Origin of the sequence: Stappia sp. TSB10P1A, from assembly GCF_900185725.1 — a bacterium.
Classification (GTDB): Bacteria; Pseudomonadota; Alphaproteobacteria; order Rhizobiales; family Stappiaceae; genus Stappia.
Genome location: NZ_FYAU01000005.1, coordinates 32,379 through 53,733 on the forward strand (window position 1 = coordinate 32,379; position 21,355 = coordinate 53,733).

The 21,355-nt window shown below is 64.6% G+C and carries 19 protein-coding genes; 14 read left to right on the top strand and 5 right to left on the bottom strand.

What is annotated here, in order from left to right:
* Position 1: 1 nt before the first annotated feature.
* The 10 genes from TSB10P1A_RS00910 to TSB10P1A_RS00955 all read left to right on the top strand — a co-directional run bounded on the left by TSB10P1A_RS00910 (position 2) and on the right by TSB10P1A_RS00955 (position 10,480).
* On the top strand, positions 2-1,117 hold the full coding sequence (locus tag TSB10P1A_RS00910) for a C4-dicarboxylate ABC transporter substrate-binding protein (protein ID WP_186386020.1): 1,116 nt from the start codon (positions 2-4) through the stop codon (positions 1,115-1,117).
* Between the two features lie 89 nt (positions 1,118-1,206).
* Positions 1,207-1,704 (top strand): TRAP transporter small permease, encoded by a 498-nt coding sequence (locus TSB10P1A_RS00915; protein ID WP_186386021.1) that lies wholly within the window; start codon positions 1,207-1,209, stop codon positions 1,702-1,704.
* Between the two features lie 4 nt (positions 1,705-1,708).
* Entirely contained in the window at positions 1,709-3,025 is a 1,317-nt protein-coding gene (locus tag TSB10P1A_RS00920; protein WP_186386095.1) for a TRAP transporter large permease, read from the top strand.
* A 71-nt stretch (positions 3,026-3,096) separates the two neighbouring features.
* A complete protein-coding gene (locus tag TSB10P1A_RS00925; RefSeq protein WP_186386022.1) occupies positions 3,097-4,731 on the top strand; it encodes an ATP-dependent acyl-CoA ligase in 1,635 nt (544 codons plus the stop codon).
* Between the two features lie 139 nt (positions 4,732-4,870).
* Positions 4,871-6,520, top strand: a complete 1,650-nt coding sequence (locus TSB10P1A_RS00930; protein ID WP_186386096.1) for an AMP-binding protein — start codon at positions 4,871-4,873, stop codon at positions 6,518-6,520.
* Between the two features lie 83 nt (positions 6,521-6,603).
* On the top strand, positions 6,604-7,752 hold the full coding sequence (locus TSB10P1A_RS00935) for an acyl-CoA dehydrogenase family protein (RefSeq protein ID WP_186386097.1): 1,149 nt from the start codon (positions 6,604-6,606) through the stop codon (positions 7,750-7,752).
* A gap of 14 nt (positions 7,753-7,766) precedes the next feature.
* Positions 7,767-8,135, top strand: a complete 369-nt coding sequence (locus TSB10P1A_RS00940) for a hypothetical protein (RefSeq protein WP_186386023.1) — start codon at positions 7,767-7,769, stop codon at positions 8,133-8,135.
* A gap of 71 nt (positions 8,136-8,206) precedes the next feature.
* Positions 8,207-8,962, top strand: coding sequence for an SDR family NAD(P)-dependent oxidoreductase (locus TSB10P1A_RS00945; protein WP_244292897.1), 756 nt, complete (start codon positions 8,207-8,209; stop codon positions 8,960-8,962).
* 39 nt (positions 8,963-9,001) lie between these two features.
* Positions 9,002-9,511, top strand: coding sequence for a flavin reductase (locus tag TSB10P1A_RS00950; RefSeq protein ID WP_186386025.1), 510 nt, complete (start codon positions 9,002-9,004; stop codon positions 9,509-9,511).
* Positions 9,512-9,685: 174 nt separating this feature from the next.
* Positions 9,686-10,480: a cyclase family protein gene (locus TSB10P1A_RS00955; protein WP_186386026.1), complete on the top strand. Its 795-nt coding sequence runs from the start codon at positions 9,686-9,688 to the stop codon at positions 10,478-10,480.
* 51 nt (positions 10,481-10,531) lie between these two features.
* Here TSB10P1A_RS00955 and TSB10P1A_RS00960 read toward each other — a convergent pair whose 3' ends face one another.
* The 5 genes from TSB10P1A_RS00960 to TSB10P1A_RS00980 form a co-directional block, all read right to left on the bottom strand.
* The gene (locus tag TSB10P1A_RS00960; protein ID WP_186386027.1) at positions 10,532-11,032 is read right to left on the bottom strand and encodes a MarR family winged helix-turn-helix transcriptional regulator; all 501 of its coding nucleotides are present in this window, start codon (positions 11,030-11,032) and stop codon (positions 10,532-10,534) included.
* Positions 11,025-11,504, bottom strand: coding sequence for a MarR family winged helix-turn-helix transcriptional regulator (locus tag TSB10P1A_RS00965; protein ID WP_186386028.1), 480 nt, complete (start codon positions 11,502-11,504; stop codon positions 11,025-11,027). The genes TSB10P1A_RS00960 and TSB10P1A_RS00965 overlap by 8 nt, the downstream gene beginning before the upstream one ends.
* 85 nt (positions 11,505-11,589) lie before the next feature.
* On the bottom strand, positions 11,590-12,069 hold the full coding sequence (locus tag TSB10P1A_RS00970; protein ID WP_186386029.1) for a thioesterase family protein: 480 nt from the start codon (positions 12,067-12,069) through the stop codon (positions 11,590-11,592).
* On the bottom strand, positions 12,066-13,625 hold the full coding sequence (locus TSB10P1A_RS00975) for an indolepyruvate oxidoreductase subunit beta family protein (protein ID WP_186386030.1): 1,560 nt from the start codon (positions 13,623-13,625) through the stop codon (positions 12,066-12,068). Before TSB10P1A_RS00975 ends, TSB10P1A_RS00970 begins: the two co-directional genes overlap by 4 nt.
* Positions 13,622-15,784: an indolepyruvate ferredoxin oxidoreductase subunit alpha gene (locus TSB10P1A_RS00980; protein ID WP_186386031.1), complete on the bottom strand. Its 2,163-nt coding sequence runs from the start codon at positions 15,782-15,784 to the stop codon at positions 13,622-13,624. The genes TSB10P1A_RS00975 and TSB10P1A_RS00980 overlap by 4 nt, the downstream gene beginning before the upstream one ends.
* Before the next feature lie 244 nt (positions 15,785-16,028).
* On the opposite strand from TSB10P1A_RS00980, the gene TSB10P1A_RS00985 reads away from it, so the two are divergent.
* The 4 genes from TSB10P1A_RS00985 (at position 16,029) to TSB10P1A_RS01000 (ending at position 21,226) form a co-directional block, all read left to right on the top strand.
* Positions 16,029-17,543, top strand: a complete 1,515-nt coding sequence (locus tag TSB10P1A_RS00985; protein ID WP_186386032.1) for an aldehyde dehydrogenase — start codon at positions 16,029-16,031, stop codon at positions 17,541-17,543.
* Between the two features lie 43 nt (positions 17,544-17,586).
* Positions 17,587-18,957, top strand: a complete 1,371-nt coding sequence (locus TSB10P1A_RS00990; RefSeq protein ID WP_186386033.1) for an aminotransferase class III-fold pyridoxal phosphate-dependent enzyme — start codon at positions 17,587-17,589, stop codon at positions 18,955-18,957.
* Positions 18,958-19,127: 170 nt separating this feature from the next.
* On the top strand, positions 19,128-20,222 hold the full coding sequence (locus TSB10P1A_RS00995; RefSeq protein WP_186386034.1) for an NAD/NADP-dependent octopine/nopaline dehydrogenase family protein: 1,095 nt from the start codon (positions 19,128-19,130) through the stop codon (positions 20,220-20,222).
* 59 nt (positions 20,223-20,281) lie between these two features.
* The gene (locus TSB10P1A_RS01000) at positions 20,282-21,226 is read left to right on the top strand and encodes a 3-hydroxybutyryl-CoA dehydrogenase (RefSeq protein ID WP_244292907.1); all 945 of its coding nucleotides are present in this window, start codon (positions 20,282-20,284) and stop codon (positions 21,224-21,226) included.
* Positions 21,227-21,355: the final 129 nt, after the last annotated feature.

Consider the following 21,355-nt stretch of genomic DNA (forward strand, 5'->3'; position numbering starts at 1 on the left):
GGTGACGCCCGCCACAGGCGGGCCGGCCATAGGGGGCGGCGGCCATAGGGCCGGCCGCATCACTCAGGTGCAAGCAGGAGGAACTCGAATGAAGACGTGTCTTGAAGCCATTCTCTCCCATCTCGGCTCAGGGTTCGGCAAGGCGCTTGCCGTCGTGCCTGCCACGATGATGGTCCTTTCCGGCGTGAATGCCCATGCCGAGCAGCAATTGCGAGCGATCGCGGTATTCCCGCCCTCGGAAAACACGACCGAGGCCTACCGGGAGTTCATCGATCTGGTGAACGAACGGGGCAAGGGCATCGTCCAGATCGAATTCGTCGGAGGTCCGGAAGTCATTCCGGCAATGCAGCAGTTCGATGCCGTACGCCGCGGCGCGGTCGACATGACCTATGCCCCTGCGAGCTACAGCATGGGCACCGTCCCGGAAGCCGGAGCGCTGGTCGGCGCCACGGTGTCGCCGCAGACCGCCCGTGACAACGGCGGCTTCGAGCTCCTGCAGGGCATCTTCCAGGAGCGGCTGGGCGTGGAGCTCCTCGGCAGGCTGGCCCCGGCAGCCAACTTCCACCTGTTCCTTGTCGATGAGCCGAAGCGCACCGACGACGGCGGCGTCGACTTGACCGGACTGCGGATCCGCTCCGGGCCGCTCTTCAACGCCTTCTTCGAGGATCGGGGCGCGGTCCCGATCGTCGTTCCCGTGCCGGACATCTACACCGGTCTGGAGCGCCGCACATTCGATGCTCTGGGATACTCGATGCCGGCCGTGAAAGGCTTCTCCTGGGAGCGGTTCCTCAAATACCGGATCGATCCCGGCTTCTTCCAGACCGATCTCGTGATCGTCATGAATCCGACCAAGTGGGCAGGTCTCAGCGAGGAGGCGCGGCAACTCCTCAGCGAGGTCGCTCTCGAATACGAGCAGAAGTCCCATCGCGATGTCCAGGCCCTTTCCGACCGGATCAAGCACGAGTTGGAAACCGCAGACGGGGTCAAGACCATCACCCTGGAAGGCGAGGGGGCGCGGCGGTATCTCGACTCGGCCTACGGCTCGATTTGGGCGCAGTTGGAAGCCTCGGGAAGCAAATATTACGAAGCGCTCCGCGCCAAGTTGTACGACCGCTGATGAGCCGGCGCGGCCGGGGGACGCGCCCCGGCCAGCGCCCGTGTCACCCTAGCTTCCATATCCTTTCCGGGTTTCTCAACGAGGACCAGATGCATATCCGTCACGTCTATGATTGGCTGATCGTCGGGCTGGCGACACTCGCCGGCATCACCCTGGTCTTCGTCACCGGCTCCATCATTGTCGACGTGATGCTGCGCAACCTCGGTTTCTCGCCGATGCGCTGGACCAGCGCGGTCGTGGAATATGCGCTGCTGTTCGTGACCATGGCCGGGGCCCCCTGGCTGGTGCGAACGAATGGCCATGTCGCAATCACGTCTTTCGTGGCGTTGCTGCCCGAGCGCCCGCGCCGGATCGTTGCCAGGGCAGGGCTGCTGTTGTCGATCGCCGTGCTGTCCATCCTGTCCTGGAGAGCGAGCCTGCTGACCATGGAGACGTTCGCCTCCGGGACGGTGGATGTCAGGTCGATCAATATTCCGAGCTGGGTCCTCTACGCGATGTTGGCCGGCGGCTTCTGCCTGATGGCACTGGAGTTTCTCCGTCTGCTGCTGCGCGGAGAGACGTTCACCGGCGCATCGGGGGCTCATTGACATGATGCCCTGGTACGAAGCTGCTTTTCTCCTGATGGGCGGGCTGGTCGCGCTGATGCTCTTGGGCGTGCCGGTGGCCGTGGCCTTCCTTGCGATCAACGTCGTCGGCGTCGTCGTCTTCATGGGCGGGCTGGTCGGAATCGACCAACTGATCGCCAACTCGACATCCGCCGTCACGAATTTCACCCTGGTTCCGGTGCCTCTGTTCGTGTTGATGGGCGAGTTGCTGTTCCATACCGGGCTGGCCCTGCGCGTCTTCGACGCTTTCGACAAGTGCTTCGGCGGCATCCGCGGGCGGCTGTGCTACCTCTCGGTGGGCGGCGGCACGGTTTTCGCCACCCTTTCCGGATCGTCTATGGCCAACGCGGCGATGCTCGGCACCTCGCTGATGCCGGAGATGATCAAGCGCGGCTACAAGCGGTACATCATCATCGGACCGATCATGGCCGTCGGCGGGCTGGCGATGATCATCCCTCCCTCCTCGCTGGCCGTCCTGCTGGGGTCCCTCGCCCGCATCGATGTCGGCGCGCTGCTCATCGCCGGCCTGATCCCGGGGTTGCTGCTGGCCATCATGATCGTCGCCATGATCCGGTTCCTGATCGCCATCGATCCGGAGGCGGCGCCGGGCTATGTCGCGGAACGTGCACCTGTCGGCGAAATCCTCAAGGCGCTGCTGCGCGACGTGGCGCCGATGGGGCTGGTCGTCTTCGCGGTGATCGGCATGATCCTGCTCGGGTGGGCCACCCCGACGGAGTCGGCCGCGTTCGGCACCTTGTCCGTTGTCGTGCTGGCGGCGCTCTACCGTCAACTGGCCTGGGACTCGGTCCTCAAGTCGTTGCGGGGCACGATAGCGGTCTCCGTCATGATGCTGGTGATCATTGTCGGCTCGACGACCTTCTCGCAGGTGCTGGCCTTCTCAGGCGCTTCGGCGGGGCTGATTGCCAATGCCACCAGCATGGATCTCGCCCCCTATGTGATGCTGGCGGCAATGTTCCTGGTTCTGATCGTGCTGGGGATGTTCATGGATCCGCTCTCGATCATGATGCTGACGCTGCCGATCTACATGCCGCTGGTGACGCTTTACGGCTTCGATCCGGTCTGGTTTGGGGTCGTGCTGCTCCTTGGCCTCGAACTCGGGTTGATCACGCCGCCCTTCGGTCTCCTTCTCTTCGTGATGGTCGGCGTCAGCCCTCCAGGCACCACCGTGGCGCAGGTATCTCTGGCGGCACTTCCCTTCATCGCATGCATCCTGCTGCTGGTTCTCCTGCTCATGTTCTTCCCGGAACTGGCGCTTTGGCTGCCAAACCTCATGCGGTCCTAGGGGAGAGACACGCGCCCGGCTCGCTTGGCGGACCGCAGCGCAGGCTTTGAAATCTGGAAACGGGAACCGACATGGACGAGACCCAAACGCCCTCCCGCGCCGCCAGTGCCGGGGACAGATACGCCCGGATCGCGGCGGCCTTCGCGCCGGCGGACCGGACGCTGCCGACAATCCTGCAACGTCAGGCCGAACGCTATGCGGACCGGGTCCTGTTCAAGTCGGGTTCGACGCAGTGGACCTATGCCGAGACGGCGGCGATGGCTGCGCGCTGGGCGCAGAGGCTTGCGAACGCCGGCGTCACCGCCGGCGACCGGGTGGCGATCATCTGCGGCAATCGGCCGGAGTTTCTGCAGATCTATCTGGGATGCGGATGGCTTGGTGCGGTGGCGACGCCGATCAACACGGCCTTTCGCGGCGCGCAGCTCGCGCATGTGCTCGGCAATGCCCTGCCGAAGCTTCTCGTGGTCGAGGCCGGGCACCGCCCCATTCTGGAGACGGTGTCCGACGAGGTGATCCCGGCGATGGTCTGGGACATCGGCGCCGAGGGTGTGCGGGACCAGGACGGCACTGTGCTGGTGGACGATCCCGGCGACCCGACGCTGCCTGCACCAGCCCTCGGTCCGGGCGACACCGTGGCGATCCTCTACACATCCGGCACCACCGGACCGTCGAAAGGGGTGTGCTGTCCGCAGGCCCAGATGTTCTGGTGGGGCATCTATTCGGCGCGCGCGCTCGGCATCCAGGAAGGGGACGTCCTGTTGACGACGCTTCCCATCTTTCACACCAACGCCCTCAATGCCTTCTACCAGGCCCTGCTCAACGGCTGCACCTATGTCCTGGAGCCGAAATTCTCCGCGTCCGGATTCTGGAGCAGCCTTCGCGACAACCAGGCGACGGTGACCTATCTGCTCGGTGCGATGGCAGCGATCCTGCTGTCCCGGCCCGAAGCGCCCGAGGATCGGCAGCACCAGGTCCGGGTCGCGCTGGGGGGTGGGGTTCCCGAGCGTTTCCACGCAACCTTTCTGGAGCGCTTCGGCGTGCCGCTGGTGGATGGCTACGGGTCGACGGAAACCAATTTCGTCTTTGCCAGCCCTGTTCCGTCCGATCATCCCGGCAGCATGGGCTATCTGATGGACGGGGCCGAGGCCCGTATCGTCGATGGCAACGACGCGCCTTTGCCTGACGGGGAGGCCGGCGAACTGCTGCTGCGCCCGGTCGAGCCCTTCTCCTTCGCGACCGGCTATTTCAACATGCCGGACAAGACCGTGGAGGCGTGGCGCAATTTCTGGTTCCACACCGGAGACCGGGTGGTGCGCGAGCCGGATGGCCCCTATCGCTTCATCGACAGGGTCAAGGACGCCATCCGCCGGCGCGGTGAGAATGTCTCCTCATGGGAGGTGGAACAGGTCCTGTCGGGTCACCCCCTGGTGGCGGCGAGTGCGGTTTTTGCGGTGCCGTCGGAGTTTGGGGAAGACGAGGTGGCGGCCGCGCTGCAGCCGAAACAGGGCGCTGTCATCGATCCGGTCGAGATCATGCGCTTTTGCGAAGACAGGCTGGCCTATTTCGCGGTGCCGCGCTTCCTGAGGTTCCTGTCCGAGATGCCGCTGACCGAAAACGGCAAGATCAGAAAGGTCGCCCTGCGGGAGCAGGGCGTAACCCCCGATATGTGGGACCGCGAGAAGGCGGGCTACCGGTTGCGGCGATAGCCCGGCCGGGCCTGAACGCACGCCAGCCCGCCAGCACGGAGCCAGCGATGCCTTCAGATCGCGGAGCGCCCCGTTGACAAAAAATTGTAAATGACTAAACATATGCTAACTCATATTTGCAGGGAGGCAAATGGCTACCATGAGCGCGCAGGGGCACGGCAGCGTCGAGGATCTGCATTCCGAACTGGCATGGGATGCGTCGGTCTTCTCGCGTTTCCAGGCGACCGCGCTTGCCAAGGGTGAGGCCGCCTTCCTGAAGGTTCTGGATGAGCCGGCGGGCGGGGATCGCGTCGCGGCGGGCGTCGTCAGCTATGCGGTCATGCTGCAACGGGTGGAAGCGTGGAAAGCCGCCTTCCGCCAGCAAGGCTACGGACGCGGGCACCGGGTGGGGCTGCTGCTGAAGAACCGGCCGGATTTTCTGGAAGCCTGGTTCGCGCTCAACGCGCTCGGCGTCTCGGTGGTGCCCATCAACTCCTATCTTCGCGGGAGCGAACTTGAGTATATCGTCGCCCATTCCGAGATGACGGCCGCGCTTGTCCTTCCGGAGCGCTCGGCGGAGGTCGTGTCTGCCTCGGTGGCAAGCGGGCGGCCGATCCCGGTGTTTTCGCCCGGTGAACAGGTCCCCGCCCCCTTCGACGGTCCGCGCGACCAGGGTGAGGGCGATGCCGCGAGCGAGTGCGCCCTGCTCTATACCTCCGGCACCACCGGTCGCCCCAAGGGCTGCGTGCTGACCAACGAGTACTTTCTCTATTCCGGAGACTGGTACCGCGATATCGGCGGGACGATGGCCCTGCGGGAGGGCGACCGCATGCTTACCCCGCTCCCCGTATACCACATGAACGCCATGGCGGTTTCGGTGATGGCCATGGTGACTGTCGGTGGCTGTCTGATCCTGCTCGATCGCTTTCGGCCCACCACCTGGTGGGATCATGTCCGCGAGACCCGGGCGACATGTCTGCATTATCTGGGGGTGATGCCGTCGATGCTGATGGGGGCGCCGGCCTCGCCGCGCGACCGGGATCACTGCGTTCGCTTCGGTTTCGGAGCCGGGGTCGACAAGCAGCTTCACGGTCCGTTCGAAGAACGGTTCGGCTTTCCGCTGGTCGAGGCCTGGGCCATGACCGAAACCGGAAGCGGCGGCGCCATCTGCGCCAATCGCGAGCCGCGCAAGATCGGAACGAGTTGCTTCGGCCGCCCCTCGCCTGACGTGGAGGTGCGCATCGTCGATGAGGCCGGAAACGACGTCGAATGCGATCTGCCCGGCGAACTGCTCGTGCGGCGGGCTGGCCCGAACCCCCGCTTCGGCTTTTTCCGCGACTACCTCAAGGACCCGCAGGCGACCGACGAGGCATGGGCAGGCGGATGGTTCCACACCGGAGATGTGGTGTCGCGCGACCGCGATGGCGACCTGCACTTCGTCGACCGCAAGAAGAACGTCATCCGCCGGTCGGGCGAGAACATCGCAGCGGTGGAAGTGGAGACCGTCCTCAATGAGCACCCGCTGATCCGCCAATCCGGAGTGACGGCGACGCCCGATCCGGTGCGCGGCGATGAGGTGGCGGCGCTGATCGTCCTGGAGCGGCCAGGCCTGGAGTCCGAGGACCTCGTCCGCTGGGGGCTGGAGCGGATGGCCTACTACAAGGTGCCCGGCTGGATCGCGTTCGTCGATGCGCTGCCGCTGACGGCAACCGAGAAGATCCAGCGCGCCGGATTGAAAGCCCAGGTCGAGGAACTGATGGCCAAGGGTGCCCTGCAGGACATGCGGCATCTCAAGAAGCAGCAGCTTTGACGCACAGGATGGCGACGAGCCGGGTCAGGCCGGCGGCCAGCATGCCACCTCGACGCGGAACGCGAAATTCAGGAGGAGATCCGATGAACAAACCCCTCGCAAAGGACAGGGCGCGACCCGTTGTCCTCTCGGAGGTTCTGGGTGAAATTCGTGCCCGGCGCGACGAGTTCGAGAGGCTGACCTATGTCCCGCGCGACATGGTCGAAAAGCTCCAGAAGCTTGGCGTCTACCGGGCCTTCGTTCCCAAGCAGCTTGGCGGCGACGAGCTGGATCCGGCGTCCTTCTGCCGGCTTATCGAGACGATCTCGGCCGCGGATGCCTCGGTCGGATGGGTTGCAAGCTTCGGCGTGTCGGCGGTCTATCTGGGAGCCTTGCCGCCTGCGACCTACGAGGCGATCTACGGCAAGGACCCCGACACCGTGTTCGCCGGCTCGATCTTTCCGCCGCAGGCGGCAGAAGAAGTCGAAGGCGGATTCGAGGTGCAGGGGCGCTGGCCCTACTGCTCCGGCTGCATGGGCGCATCGCTGATCGGCGCGGGCATTCGCGTCGAGGGAAGCAGTTCGTCAGGCCTCCCGCGTATGGCGGTCATGCCGCGCGAGAAGGTCTCGATCAAGCACACCTGGGACTCCATTGGCCTGACTGCGACCGGCAGCCACGACATCGTGGCGGACTGCGTGGTGGTGCCGGAGGAGTGGACCTTCGTCCGCGGCGGCAAGGCGCAGCGCGACGAGCCGATCTTCCGATATCCGTCGATGGCGCTGGCAGCGCAGGTGCTCGCGGTCGTCGGGCTTGGAACCGCGCGTGAAGCGCTCGACTGGATCCATCGCGAGGCAACCGAGAAGCCGGCGATCACGGGGGCGCCCCCGATCGGCGCCCGGCCCTATATCCAGAACGATCTCGGCAAGGCCGAGGCAAGGCTGGGTAGCGCGCGCAGCTTCTTCTACGACGCGATCGAAGAGGCGTGGGAAGACGTCGTCGCCGGTCGGGAGCTCGATCGCGGCACCCATGTCCGCCTGCGTCTGAGCGCCACCGAGGCGGCGCATGCGGGCGCGGAAGCGACCCGAATGGCGTTCGTGATGGCGGGAACCGAGGCCCTTCGCAAGGGACATCTCGTATCGCGTTGCATGATCGACGCGGCTGCCGTGGCGCAGCATGCCTTCCTCGGTGCCGGCACCTGGACCTCCGCCGGCGCGGCGTTGCTCAGCCAGTCGACACCCCCAGGCTATCCTTAAGGAGACCAATCAGGATGACCGACCAGAAACCCATCCGCGTGCTGTTCTGCATTGCCGTCCAGCAGACCTTTTTCGAGTTGCCGTTCTCCGAGATCGGTCCTGTCTGGAAGGCGTTCGGCTCGATGATGAAGGGGATCTCCGAACTGCCCGGGGTCACGATCCTCGGCATGCTCGACGATGACGAAACCATGGTCGGCACGTCGCCGGCCGGCTTCCCCTGGACCGCCTATATCATGGCCGACGTGCCGGACCGGGAGACCGTGCGACAGGCCTGCAACCTGTTCCGCACGACCCCGGTCGGCGACACCGACTATCGGCTCTGGAAATATTGTCGTGTCGAGGCCCGGATGGGCCGGGCCCTCGAAGTGCCCGCCAATCTGTGACCGGACGGCGCTGGAACCACGATCCACATCTTGCAGGGAGCGTCGCGGGGCGACGGGGTATCGCTATGGCAATGTCTTTTCCTGATCGGCCGCAGGTTGCCATCGTTACCGGAGCCGCTTCCGGGTTCGGAGCCGTGGTCGCGCGCACGTTCCATGCTGCGGGCAATCGCGTCGTAATCAGCGATGTCGATGCGGATGCCGCGTTTCGGCTGGCGAGCGAACTGGATCCTGACGGTGAAACCGCCGTTGCCATGCGGCTGGACATCCGCCGGCCGCAGGAGTTCCAGCAGGTGCTGGACGAGACGGTCGCGCGCTGGGGCACCGTCGAGGTTCTGGTCAACAATGCGGCCGTGACCAAAGCCCGGCCACTGCTGGAGATCGACCCGGCCGAGTTCAACGAGGTGATGGCGATCAATGCCGGCGGCGTCTTTGCCGGCAGCCAGGTTTTCGGTCGCTATTTCAAGTCGAGGGGCTACGGCCGCATCGTCAATCTGGCCTCGCTGGCGGGGCAGAATGGCGGCACGGCGACCGGTGCGCATTACGCCGCCTCCAAGGGCGCGATCCTGACATTGACCAAGGTCTTCGCGCGGGATCTCGCGCCCTTCGGTGTCACCGTCAATGCCGTCGCGCCGGGGCCGATGGATACACCGCTGGTGCATGCCCTCGTTCCGGACGAGAAGATGCCGAGCCTGCTTGCCGGCATTCCGGTCGGCCGGCTGGGCGATCCGGAGTTCGTCGCGCTGATGATACTGCTGCTCGCGTCCCCTCAGGCGGCCTCCGTGACCGGTGCCTGCTGGGACGTCAATGGCGGCCTTTTCATGCGGTGACATCAGGCAGGCGCACAGCCTCACCGAAAGGAAGAGACCATGGAAGCGGATGCCGATACCTTCCGACAGGGCATGAGCTGCCTCGGGGCGGCCGTCAACCTGATCACCTCCGATGGGCCCGAAGGGCGCCATGGCATGACGGCATCGGCTGTCTGTTCGATCACGGACAGCCCTCCGACGCTGCTCGTCTGCGTCAACCAGAAGAACCGCTCGCACGACGTTTTCAACGGCAACGGCAACTTGTGTGTGAACGTGCTCGCCAGCCGCCACATCGAACTGTCGAATGCCTTTGCCGGACGTACCGATCAGGACCGGTTCGCAACAGGAGCGTGGTCCACGCTGGCAACCGGCGCGCCGGTGCTGGAAGATGCCGTGGTCGCCTTCGACTGCAGGATCGTCGAACGGCGGGCCATCGGCAGCCATTCGGTGTTCTACGCCAGGGTGGTGGGAATGCTGATCTCGTCGGCGCCGGCCGAGACACTGATCTGGTTCGACCGCAAGTATCATTCCCTGACTGCGGAAGAGCCGGCTGCGCGGAAACCCGTGTAGGCGCCTCGCAGGCCGGCAAAGCCGACGCTCTCGGGCGTTGGTTGACACTGGAAGTGTATTCATAAGACTATGTATTGCCATGGAAACCATCGGGATCTGCCTTGGGGGCGGATCCGGTCCTGCACGGGCCGACCGATGATGGGGTGTCATCTGGCACTGTGGAGGACCGATCGCATGAGCGCAGCTTCGGGTGAGATTTTGCTGTCCCTCGTCGGGGCGATCGCCGGCGGGTCGATCAAGGTGGTGGACCTGACGAACACGCTCAGTCCGGACTTCCCCGTCATCGCGCTGCCACCGGAATTCGGCCAGTGCCAGCCGTTCCGTATGGAAACCGTGTCGCGCTATGACGAGAATGGGCCGGCCTGGTACTGGAACAATTTCTCGATGAACGAGCACACGGGCACCCACTTCGATGCGCCGGCGCATTGGATCTCGGGGAAGGGCGTGGCGAACGGTACCGTCGATACGGTCGCGCCGGAAAACTTCGTCGCCCCCGCGGTCGTCATCGACATTTCCCGTCAGGCGGCGGCCGATGCCGATTTCGTGCTGACGCGCGCCTTCCTGGAGGATTGGGAGCGCACACATGGTCCCATTCCCGCTCGCCACTGGATCCTGCTGCGCACGGATTGGCACAAGCGGGTGGGGACGCCCGACTATCTGAATCTCAAGGACGACGGCGCGCATTCTCCCGGGCCGGACGCGGAGGCGGTGACGTTTCTGGTGAAGGAGCGCGACTGCATCGGTCTCGGCGTCGAAACCGTGGGAACGGATGCCGGCCAGGGGTTCGGGTTCGAACCGCCCCTGCCGGCGCATACGATCCTGCACGGCAACGGCCGTTTCGGCCTGCAATGCCTGCGCAATCTCGACCAGCTCCCGACATTCGGGGCGGTGATCGTCGCCGCCCCGCTCAAGATCGAAGGAGGGTCGGGGAGTCCGCTCAGGGTGATCGCGCTGACCACCGGGCGGTGAGCCCGGTGGTGAAACCACGCGGCTTCGCCTCGCTGGCGACCGCGAACCGGCTCAGGACGCGGCTTCGCCGAGATTGCGGATCATCGTCTTCAGCGTGTTGACGCAGGTTTTCAGGTCTTTCTCCGGAATCCCGGCGATCAGGCGTTGATGGTTGCAAACCATGAGCGGCCAAAGCGTGTGGAGAAGGCTCCGCCCCTTGTCGGTCAGGACAATTTCGCGGCGGCGAAGGTCCTTCTCCGAAATCTGCCGCTGAACCAGCCCGTCCGCGACCATCAAATCGATTGTCCTGCTGGCATTCGACTGCTCGATAACGGCATAGGCGGCAATCTCGTTGACGGTCAGTGTCGGGTGCATGTTGAGAACGGAAAGGGTCCGCAGCACGGTACTGTTAATCCCGTGCTCGTTGAGATCCCGGTTCTGATCGAGATTCCAACGGTTCGTCACCAGGTTCAGCAAGTACGGAATGTAATTGCGCAACTCCTCTACAGTGCTGAAAGGCTCCGATGTGCTCGCGCCCGATATGTCTTTTCTGGCGCGTCCGGCCTTAGTCATTTCGGCGTCCCTGTATGCCTGAAGACAGCAATCTGAGTGTCGTAAGCGCCTTTTCCAACTCTGGCAACGGCACCTCGGCGAAACAGCGCGCCAGCGTCTCGGCGTGAAGGGCATTGGCCCTGTCGAAAAGCTCTTTGCCTTTCGGGGTGAAGTGCACGATGAAGGACCGTCGGTCTTCCTGCGACATGGTCTTGGTGATGAGCCCGTCCGCAAGCAGGCGCCGGACCAGCCCGGACACGTTGCCGCTCGTGACCTTGAGATTGGCTGAGATCTGCCCGAGGCTGATGCCGGCAGGATAGCGCTCGATCTGCGCCAGAAACTCGAATTTGGCGACGGAAATGCCGAATTGAGCGCTCAAGGCGCCATTCAATTTCGAGAAAATCTCGCTTTCCAGCGAAAGCACCGACAACCAGATCCGTGTTTCAACTCTGCTCCTGTCCAGCCCCTTGCCCTCGCTGATAGTCTTGCCCACTGCGACCCTCGCATCTGTCGGGAGGTTCCGGTTCAATGCCGCCCGAATTCGGCTCCGGCATCACGTGCGATTCCGGTCCCTTACTTCATGATTTTGCATAAATAAGCAAGGCGGCACGCAGGTCTTCCGGGATCGCGGTCGGGCGATGGTTGTCAAGGCTCGTCGTGACAACCGTAAAACGTCCTCTCAGGGCCTCTTTCTCTCCGTTGAAAGCATGAAGCAACAGGTTGAAAGAGGATGTCCCCACCCGCTCGACGTCGAGGGCCACGTCGAGCGTCGTGCCCATCCGGCAGGGCGCGAAGAAATCCGCATGCGCATTCACATATCCAAGACCGACGCGCCGCGCACCGATGATTTCGTAATAGTCGATGCCGAGCGCATGCTCATACCACTTCTCGATGACGACATTGAAGATGTCGAAGAAATTCGGCGTGTAGACGATGCCTGCCGGGTCGCAGTGTCCGAACCGGATTTTCGTTGCGGTCGACCAAAGTCCGTTTTTGAGATCTTTGAGAAGAAGCGGGATCGGCCGGGAGGCGACCGGAGTTTCGAGGGGCTTGTTCATAGGAATGACTTTATGGTTGCTATCGTGCCGTCCAGTTGCTTCTGGGACGCGTCCCGGATCGCGGCTTCTCGCAGGCGTCGCGCCCAGTCTGCAGCGTCCGCGCGTCCCTCCAGGAGGGCGATCGTGGCCACGACCTTGTCGAATTTCGACAGGCCGCGGGTATGGGTGTCGGAGTAGCCCTTGACGAGGCGCCGGCATTGGAGAACTTCCACGCCGAGCTGGTAATTGTTCGCCAGTGCGCGGGTGGCGGCTGCGAGCCAGGCATCCCGGTGCGCCGTCTCGACCTCATGGCGCAACGACCGGCGCCGGAGCCAGCGCAGGCTGCTCACGAGGTAGAGCATCAGGAACCAGCGCAAGGTGTAGGTCCTGACCCGTCGCCCCTTGCTGATCCGCCGGTCGAGCCAGGCGAAGAGGCGCGGTCGCGCTTCGATCCAGCGACCGAGCCGGGCGGGCAGGAGGCCGTTCACTTCCTCCATGCGCGGATGCATGAACTCGGTCGTCTGGAGCACCTGGCCCTCCCGCAGGCCCATCTCCCGTTCGATGCGCGCTCGCCGTTGCGCGCGTGTCTTCAGGTCCGCCACGCGAATGACGTCGTCATAGGCCATGGCATTTGCCAGATACTTGGCCGCGGTCACCGTGAAGAGATGTCCCTTGCCGGCCCCCCCCGCCTCCGCGTCGGCGGCGTGCAGCCGATCGAGCAGGTCGAGATACTCGCGCCCATAGTCGAGGTCCTGATAGTCGACGACCTTGCGCAGGCCAGCTTCGGCCATCGCATGCGCGGCGTCCGGCAGGGTCTCGCGCAGGCGGGTCAGCAAGGGGAGGAAACGCGGGTCGACGGTGGCGGCCTCCGCAGGCGGCCTCTCGGGTTGCTCACCCGTCTGCGCAGGCGCCGCGCCCGAGTTGGCGCGGGTATATGCTGCCTCGAAGGTGCGGATGCTCGCTTCCACGCCTCGGCCGCCTTCGCGGATGACGGTCAGGTAATCGTCCTGGCCGAAGGGCAGGATATCGGCACCGGCAAGCGCACCGAACATCGCCGCCGAGATGACGCTGCCGTTCCTGACGGCCAGGGCGTCCATGTCGAACACGATCTCGCGCCGTGCCGTCACGCCGATCGCTTGCGAGACAGCGGACTTGTCGGCAATCCCCTCGCCGGGGGCCATTTTCTCGGTGATGGCCAGCGAGCGATGGTTGGAGGCGATCAGCGTGGTCCGGTCGGGCGTGACGATTCCTCGCAGGATCGACCGGCCCGCTTCCATGAACTCCGACGCGAGCACCACATCGACATCCCCGGGCGTCGGCATCTGGGCAAGGATGGGCCTGCGTCCGTCGAGCGGCGGCATCATCTCGACATAGTAGATCGTGGCCCCGGTCCGCTGCGCCACACCCGGTACGGATGTCGACTGGGCAACCCAGCCCTGGTTCTCGGCCAGTTTCACAATCCAGTCTGTGAGCACGCCGCCGCCCTGCCCGCCCATCGCCACGATGGCGATGGAGATCGGACGCTCCGTCGCCGGGCCGGCCGCCGGAAGCGTCAGCTTGACTGTGTCGTCTTTCATGTGCTGGCCGCGCTGAACTGGATACGGCGCATGGCGCGCCTCCTTTGCAGGGCCCCGATGACTGCCATGGTCAGGCTCGCCTTGAACTTGTCCCAGCGGGTCGGGTTGTGGATCACGTCGGCGCGGAAGAAGGAGGGACAGAGCACGGCAGCCTCCGCCACCTCCCCGCAATTGCCACAGGCGACGCAGGAATTGTCGATCGAGGCGACGGGGTCGTCGCGCAGCGGGTCGTCCAACTGTTTGACCGACAGCGATGGGCAGCCCGAGAGCCGTATGCAAGCATGGTCTCCCGTGCACACATCCTCATCGACACCGAAACGCTCCTTGACCACGCGCTGGCCGCCCTTGATGGCCTTGGCGATCTGCGGCTTCACCCGGCGCTGCTTGTTGAGCATGCATTCCGACGAGGCGACGATGATCTTCGGACCTTCCTCCTTGGTGGTGAGCGCCTCCTTCAGCGTGTCGCGCATCTTGGTGACGTCATAGGTCCGGTCGATCTGGCGCACCCATTTGGCGCCGATGCCGTGCAGCGCCTCGACAATGGAGTTGTTGGTGCTCCGATTTGCGTTTTGGGCGCGCGAGGAGAGAATGTCCTGGCCGCCGGTCGCGGAGGAATAGTAGTTGTCGACGATGACGAAAACGCCGTCGTGCTTGTTGAAGACGGCGTTGCCGATGCCGCTGGTCAGCCCGTTATGCCAGAAGCCGCCGTCGCCCATTATCGCGATCGAGCGCTTGTCGGCCTTGACGTTGAAGGCCGAGGTCGAGGCCGGGCCAAGGCCGAATCCCATCGTGGTCGCGCCGAGGTCGAAGGGTGGCAGGATCGAGAACAGATGGCAGCCGATGTCGGCCGAGACATGGTGCGTTCCCAGTTCCTCTTCCACCAGCTTCATGGAGGCGAAGATCGGTCGCTCGGGACAGCCGGTGCACAAGCCGGGCGGGCGCGGTGGTACGACCGTCTGCAGGCGCTGCACTTCCGGCAGGGCCAGCACGGGCTTCGGGTCGGGCAGGGGCGGGCGGTTGCCGAGAAGATGCGGATCGTTGGTTGCCAAGAACGTCTCGATCCCCTGCATCAGCACCTGGGCGGTGTAGTCGCCGCCCATCGGCAGGACATCCTTGCCGGAAACCCGCGTGTTGATGTCGCGTCGGCGCAAAACGGTGTTGATGGCCTGCTCTAGGTATTCGGGCTGGCCTTCCTCGATCATCAGCACCGCATCTTTATCGCGGCAGAAATCGGCAACCTCCGTGTCGATGACCGGATAGGTGACGTTCATGACGTAGAGCGGAACCTTGGTGTTTCCATAGGCGTCCGAAAGTCCGAGATACTGAAGTGCGCGGATGACGCTGTTGTACATCCCGCCCTGTATCAGGATGCCGATCTTCCCTTCGCTCGGGCCCATCCACTCGTTCAGCTTGTTGTCGCGCACGAAGTCGATGGCGGCGGGCAGGCGCTTGTGGATCTTCTCCTGCTCGTGCTCGTAGGCCGCCGGCGGCAGAACGATGCGGCTGAGATCCCGCTTGGGATTGTTGAGGGCGTCTTTCAGCGTGAAGACCGGCTTGACGTTGTCCTTGGCGACGAAACTGCCATGCATGTGGCAGGTTCGCACCCGCACCTCCAGCATCACCGGCGTGTTGGAGGCTTCCGAGAGCTGGAAGCCCTTCTCGATCAGGTCGACGATACAGGTATGGTCGGGACGCGGGTCGAGCAGCCACATCTGCGACTTCATGGCGAAGGCGTGCGTACGCTCCTGCATGATCGACGATCCCTCGCCGTAGTCCTCGCCGATGATGATCATCGCGCCGCCGGTGACCCCGCCGGACGACAGATTGGCCAGCGCGTCGGAGGCGACATTGGTGCCGACGGTCGACTTCCATGCCACGGCGCCCCGCAAGGGATACATCACCGAGGCGGACAGCATCGCGGCGGCCGTCGCCTCGTTGGCGGAACTCTGGAAGATGACGTCGAGCTCGTCGAGCACGTCCTTGGCATCGGCCAGCACGTCCATCAGGTGCGAAATGGGCGAGCCCTGGTAGCCGCCGACATAGGACACGCCGGACTGCAGCAGGGCCTTGGTGATGGCAAGGATTCCTTCGCCGCTGAATATTTCCCCACCCGACAGGCGCAGATCCTCAACCTCGCGAGCAAATGAGCGTTCAGCCATAGCTGGAGTCTCCCTATAATAGTATGCAGCAGCATAGATTTATCAGTTAAGTATGTCAACGCGCCACACCGCCTGACCATCCGCCGCGGGACCGATGCTGCTGCCGGTGTCTCCGTCAATCGCCCTCTCGGGGCACCGTAGCTGAGCCCCGCTTGCAATCCAACTATAATATGATGTAGCATAATCTTATAAGTGAAATAAAAATCGCGGCGCTGAGGGGCGCCAATCATGGAGGGAGTGCGACATGCGCATCGCGCAGCCAGACAAGCCGGTTGAGGAAATTTCGCCCGCGGTTCGCTCGTTCATCGAGTCCGACATCCGCATGGTCATCGGCAGGCATCACGAGCGTGCGGCCTCGGGTGAGAGCATCACGGTCTACGAGCCGGCGACCGGACGCGAGCTTGCCTGCGTGCCCCGCGGCGGGGCCGAGGATGTCGACCGTGCGGTGCGGGCCGCGCGCGCCGCGCTTGAGGGGGAATGGTCGACCATGCTCGCCGCCCAACGCCAGCGCCTGATGCTGAAGCTCGCCGATCTGATCGAGGAAAACGGCGAGGAACTGGCGCAGCTCGAGACGCTCAACAACGGCAAGTCGGTGATGCTGTCGCGCCTCATAGAGGTGGGCGCGTCGGCGGAATATGTGCGCTACATGGCCGGCTGGGCCACCAAGATCACGGGCTCGACCATCGATGTGTCGATCGCCGTACCGCCCGGCGCGCGATACCAGGCGTATACCCGCAAGGAGCCGGTCGGTGTGGTCGCCGCGATCACCCCGTGGAATTTCCCGCTCAACATGGCCTGCTGGAAGATCGCACCGGCACTCGCCTGCGGCTGCACGGTGGTGCTGAAGCCGGCCGAGGAAACGCCGCTGACCGCCATTCGTCTTGCCGAACTGTGCCTTGAGGCCGGCTTTCCGGAAGGTGTCGTCAATGTGGTGACTGGCACGGGAGAGGAAGCGGGGGCTGCGCTCGTCGCCCATCCCGGTGTCAACAAGATCGCTTTCACCGGGTCCACCGAGACCGGCAAGCTGATCGGCGCCCGCGCCATGCAGGATGTGAAGCGCGTCACGCTCGAACTCGGCGGCAAGGCGCCGATGATCATGTTCGACGACATGGATCTCGATCAGCTTGGCATTGCGGCCGGGATCGGCGCCTTTTTCAATGTCGGGCAGACCTGCTGCGCCGGGTCTCGCATCTATGCGCAGAAAGGCATCTATGATCGGGTCGTGGAGACCTTCGCCGGCATTGCTGCCTCGCTGCCGATGGGCTCGGGTCTTGATCCGGCAAACCAGATCAACCCGCTGGTGTCGGCCCGGCACCGCGCGCATGTCAGCGCCTGCATCTCGCGTGCCCTCGAGCAAGGTGCAAGGCCCGTGGTCGCGGCCGAAGCGTATGACGGCGACGGCTATTTCGTCCGGCCCGAGATTTTCACGAATGTCGACCAGTCCATGGCGATCATGCAGGACGAAGTGTTCGGCCCCGTCGTCACCGTGACGCCGTTCGAGGAGCCGGAGGAGGCGATCCGTCTTGCCAACGACACCCGCTATGGGCTCGGCGCCTCGATCTGGACCACCAACCTCAACAAGGTTCTGCGCCACGTACCGAAGATCCAGGCCGGCACGGTCTGGGTGAACACCCATAATCTTCCCGACCAGAACATGCCGTTCGGCGGCGTCAAGCAGTCGGGCCTCGGCCGGGAGCACGGGAGTGCCGCGCTCGATGCCTATCTCGAAACCAAATCCGTCTGCATCGCAGTCGGCTGAAGCAGGAAGCCGGGCCGAGCCGGCGTTGAAGGAGGGCAACACCATGCTGGACAGGCGCGACAATTTCCTTCGTGAGCACAACACGAAGCACCAACTGCACCCGATGATCCACCCGCTGCTTTCGCGCGAGCACCCACCCCAGATCATCACCGATGGCGACGGGGTCCATGTCACCGATATCGATGGCAAGACCTATGTGGACGGCATTGGCGGTCTGTGGAACGTCAATGTCGGTCACAATCGCAAGGAGGTGAAGGACGCGATCATCGCCCAGATGGACCGCATCAGCTACTACTCCTCCTTCGCCGGTACCACGACCGGACCCTCGATCGAGCTGTCTGCGAAGATCATTGGGATGGGAGCCGAGGAGGAGGCAGACAAGGTTCTGTTCTCGGCGAACGGGTCTGACGCGGTCGAGACGGCGCTGAAACTGGCGCGGCAGTACTGGCGGCTTGTCGGTGAGCCGCTGCGCAGCAAGTTCATTTCGCTCAAGCAGGGGTATCACGGGGTCCATTTCGGCGGCGTTTCCGTCAACGGCAGCACCTATTACCGCTCGTCCTACGAACCGCTGCTGCCGGGGTGCTTCCAGATCGATACCCCCTGGCCCTACCGAAATGCCTGGACAGAGGATCCGGAGGAGCTTGCCGGCATCGTTGCCACGCTTCTCGAGCGCGAAATCCTGCATCAGGGACCGCACACGGTCGCCGCCTTCATTGCCGAGCCGGTGCAGGGTGCCGGTGGTGTCATTGTTCCGCCGGCGAGCTTCTGGCCGAAGGTGCGCGAGGTGCTCGACCGCTACGGCGTTCTGTTGATTTCCGACGAGGTGGTCACGGGGTTCGGGCGCAGCGGATCGATGTTCGGCGCGCGGGGCTGGGGTGTGAAGCCGGATATCATGTGCCTGGCCAAGGGTCTGTCCGCCGGCTACATCCCGCTCGGTGCCACCGTGCTCAACAAGCGCGTGGCCTCCGCTTGGTATCAGGGCGTCACGCCCGAAGGCTTCATCATGCACGGCTATACCGCGACGGGGCATCCGCTCGCCTGCGCCGCCGGCATCGCCGCGCTGGAGATCGTGGAGCGTGAGGACCTGCCGGCGAACGCGGCGGTGCAGGGCAAGCGCCTGCTCGACGGGCTCCAGCACCTGCCCGGTCTGTCATCGATCGTCGGCGAGGTGCGCGGCAAGGGCCTGATGGTCGGCATCGACCTTGTCGCCGACAAGAAGACCCGTCAGCCCCTGGATCCGGGAACGGGCTTCGGCGAGGCGGTGGCTGCCTTCGCGCGCGAGGAGGGCGTGATCGTGCGGCCTGCCGGCGCCACGATCATCATGTCGCCACCGCTCGTCATTGCTGCCGAGCACGTCGACAAGATCGTCGATGCGCTCACCACGGCCTTCACACGGTTTGAAAAGCTGAAATAGCCGGCGGTCGGGAGCGCCGGGGCGGGAACCCGGCCGGTCCATCGACGGTCCATCGGTATCGGCGCGGCCCAGGATTGGTGCCGGCACCTCGCCGTGCAGCGGGCGTGTGTCTTGCGGTCAGGGCGCCTGACTCACCACAGATCTCGAAAATCCAGGGAGGAATGTTGTCTATGCGGATTGCAGTACTGGGAGGCGGCAACGGGTCGCTCGCCGCCGCGGCGGATTTCGCGCTGGCCGGACACGATGTCGTCCTGTGGCGGCGCAATGCGGAGGACGTGGCGCGCCACCTTTCTCTAAACAACATTATCGCCTTGCGGGACGGCAAGGGACGGCGGGAGGCGGTCCTTGCCGAGGTGACCGACCGGATGGGCGACGCGCTCGCCGGGGCGGAACTGATCTTCTGTCCGGTCCCCGCCACGGCGCACGAAGCGCTCGCGCCTGTACTGGCTCCGCATCTGCGGCCGGGCCAGGTCGTCTACATGCCTCCCGGCACGCTCGGTTCGCTGATCTTCGCCGGTGCGGCGCAGGCGGCCGGCACGGCGGACGGGGTTGCCTTCGCCGAGTCGGGCACTTTGCCCTGGCTGGTGCGCAAGCATGGCTTTGCGGAGATCGTCGTCAGCGCGCGCGGCACGCGGCTCCCGACCGGTGTGTTTCCACGCTCCGGGATGGATCGGGCGCTGAGCGTGATCGGGCAGGCCTTTCCCGGTGCGATAGAGCCCTGCGGCGACGTTCTGTCGGCGGCACTGATGAATGCCGGCCCCGTCATCCACCCACCGGTGATCACCATGAATGCCGGACCGCTCGAACATTTCGACGCATGGGACATCCACAACGAGGGTACACAGCCCTCGATCCGCCGGGTGACGGACGCGCTCGACGCGGAGCGGATCGCGGTACGGGAGGCGCTCGGCTACCGGGCTCCGCATTTCCCGCTCGCCGACCACTACAGCGACGAGGGCGAGGAGTGGATGTATGGGCGGGAGTCTCATCACGAACTGAAGGAGTCGGGCGACTGGCGGGAGAAGATCGTGCTCACCGAGCATCGCTACATGATGGAGGATGTTCGCCTCGGTCTCTCTCTCCTGGTGTCGATCGCTGATCTGGCCGGTGTCGCCGTGCCGATCGCGGCAGGCCTGCTGGCGATCGGCTCGGCGGTGTGCGGCGAGGATTTCGCCCGCAACGGGCGTCCGCTCTCCAGCGTGGGGCTCGGCGGATACTCGCGCGAGGACATCGCGGCGTTTCTTGAGCGGGGGTTTTCGGCATGAGCGGCAATGTCACCGGCGCGAGCCCGCGCGAGAAGGTCGTCGCCCTTGGCGCCGGCCGCATGGGTAGGGGAATTGCCATCGTCTTCGCCTATGCGGGCCATCCGGTCACGCTGATCGACTTCAAGGAGCGGCCGGCGGAGGAATTCGCGGCTCTCGCCGAGGAGGCGCGCGGAGAAATTCTCGAGACGCTCCTGTTGCTGAAGGACCTCGGCCTGTTCGAAGGGAGCGGAGCGGCCGAGCGCATCGCCGGCCGCGTCACCGTGTTGCCGAAGTCGGCGGCGGGGGATGCGCTGGGCGAGGCGGACCTCGTCTTCGAAGGGTTTCCCGAAGTCCTGGAGCTCAAGCGGGAGGCGCTTCGCGAGGCCTCGCGCCTGTGTTCGCCCGAGACGATCATCGCCTCCACGACCTCGACCATCCTGGTCGACGATCTGTCGCCGGCGGTCGAGGGGCCGGCGCGTTTTCTCAACGCGCACTGGCTCAACCCCGCCTTCATCGTGCCCCTGGTCGAGCTGTCGCCCGGCAAGGCGACATCGGATGCGGTCACACAGCGCCTCGTGGCTCTGCTCGAACAGATCGGAAAGGTACCGGTGCTGTGTGCGCCGACCCCCGGCTATATCGTGCCGCGCATCCAGGGTATCGCGATGAACGAGGCGGCGCGCCTGGTGGAGCAGGGTGTTGCCTCTGTCGAGGATGTCGAGAAGGCGGTGAAATATGGCTTCGGGTTCCGCTTCTCGGTGCTGGGGCTGCTGGAGTTCATCGATTGGGGCGGCGGCGACATCCTTTATCACACCAGCCGCTACCTGTCGGGGGCGCTCAACGATGAGCGCTATGCGTCGCCTCCGATCATCGAACGCAACATGGCGACGGGCCGGATCGGTCTGAAGACCGAGGCAGGCTTCCTCGACTACCGGGCCATGGACGTTGCGAAGTACCGGGAGGAGCGCCTGGCCGCGTTCATCGATCGCCTCCGCCACCTGGAACTGGCCAAGCCGCCGGTGCTCTGAAAAGCCTGTGTGGCCGCGAGGATGCGCGCCGTTGGGGAGCGCATCCGGTCGCATCGTCACGGCGGGCTCAACGTCTCCGCGATCGGCAGCAACTGAACCTATGCTCGGTACGTCGGAACCGATCACACG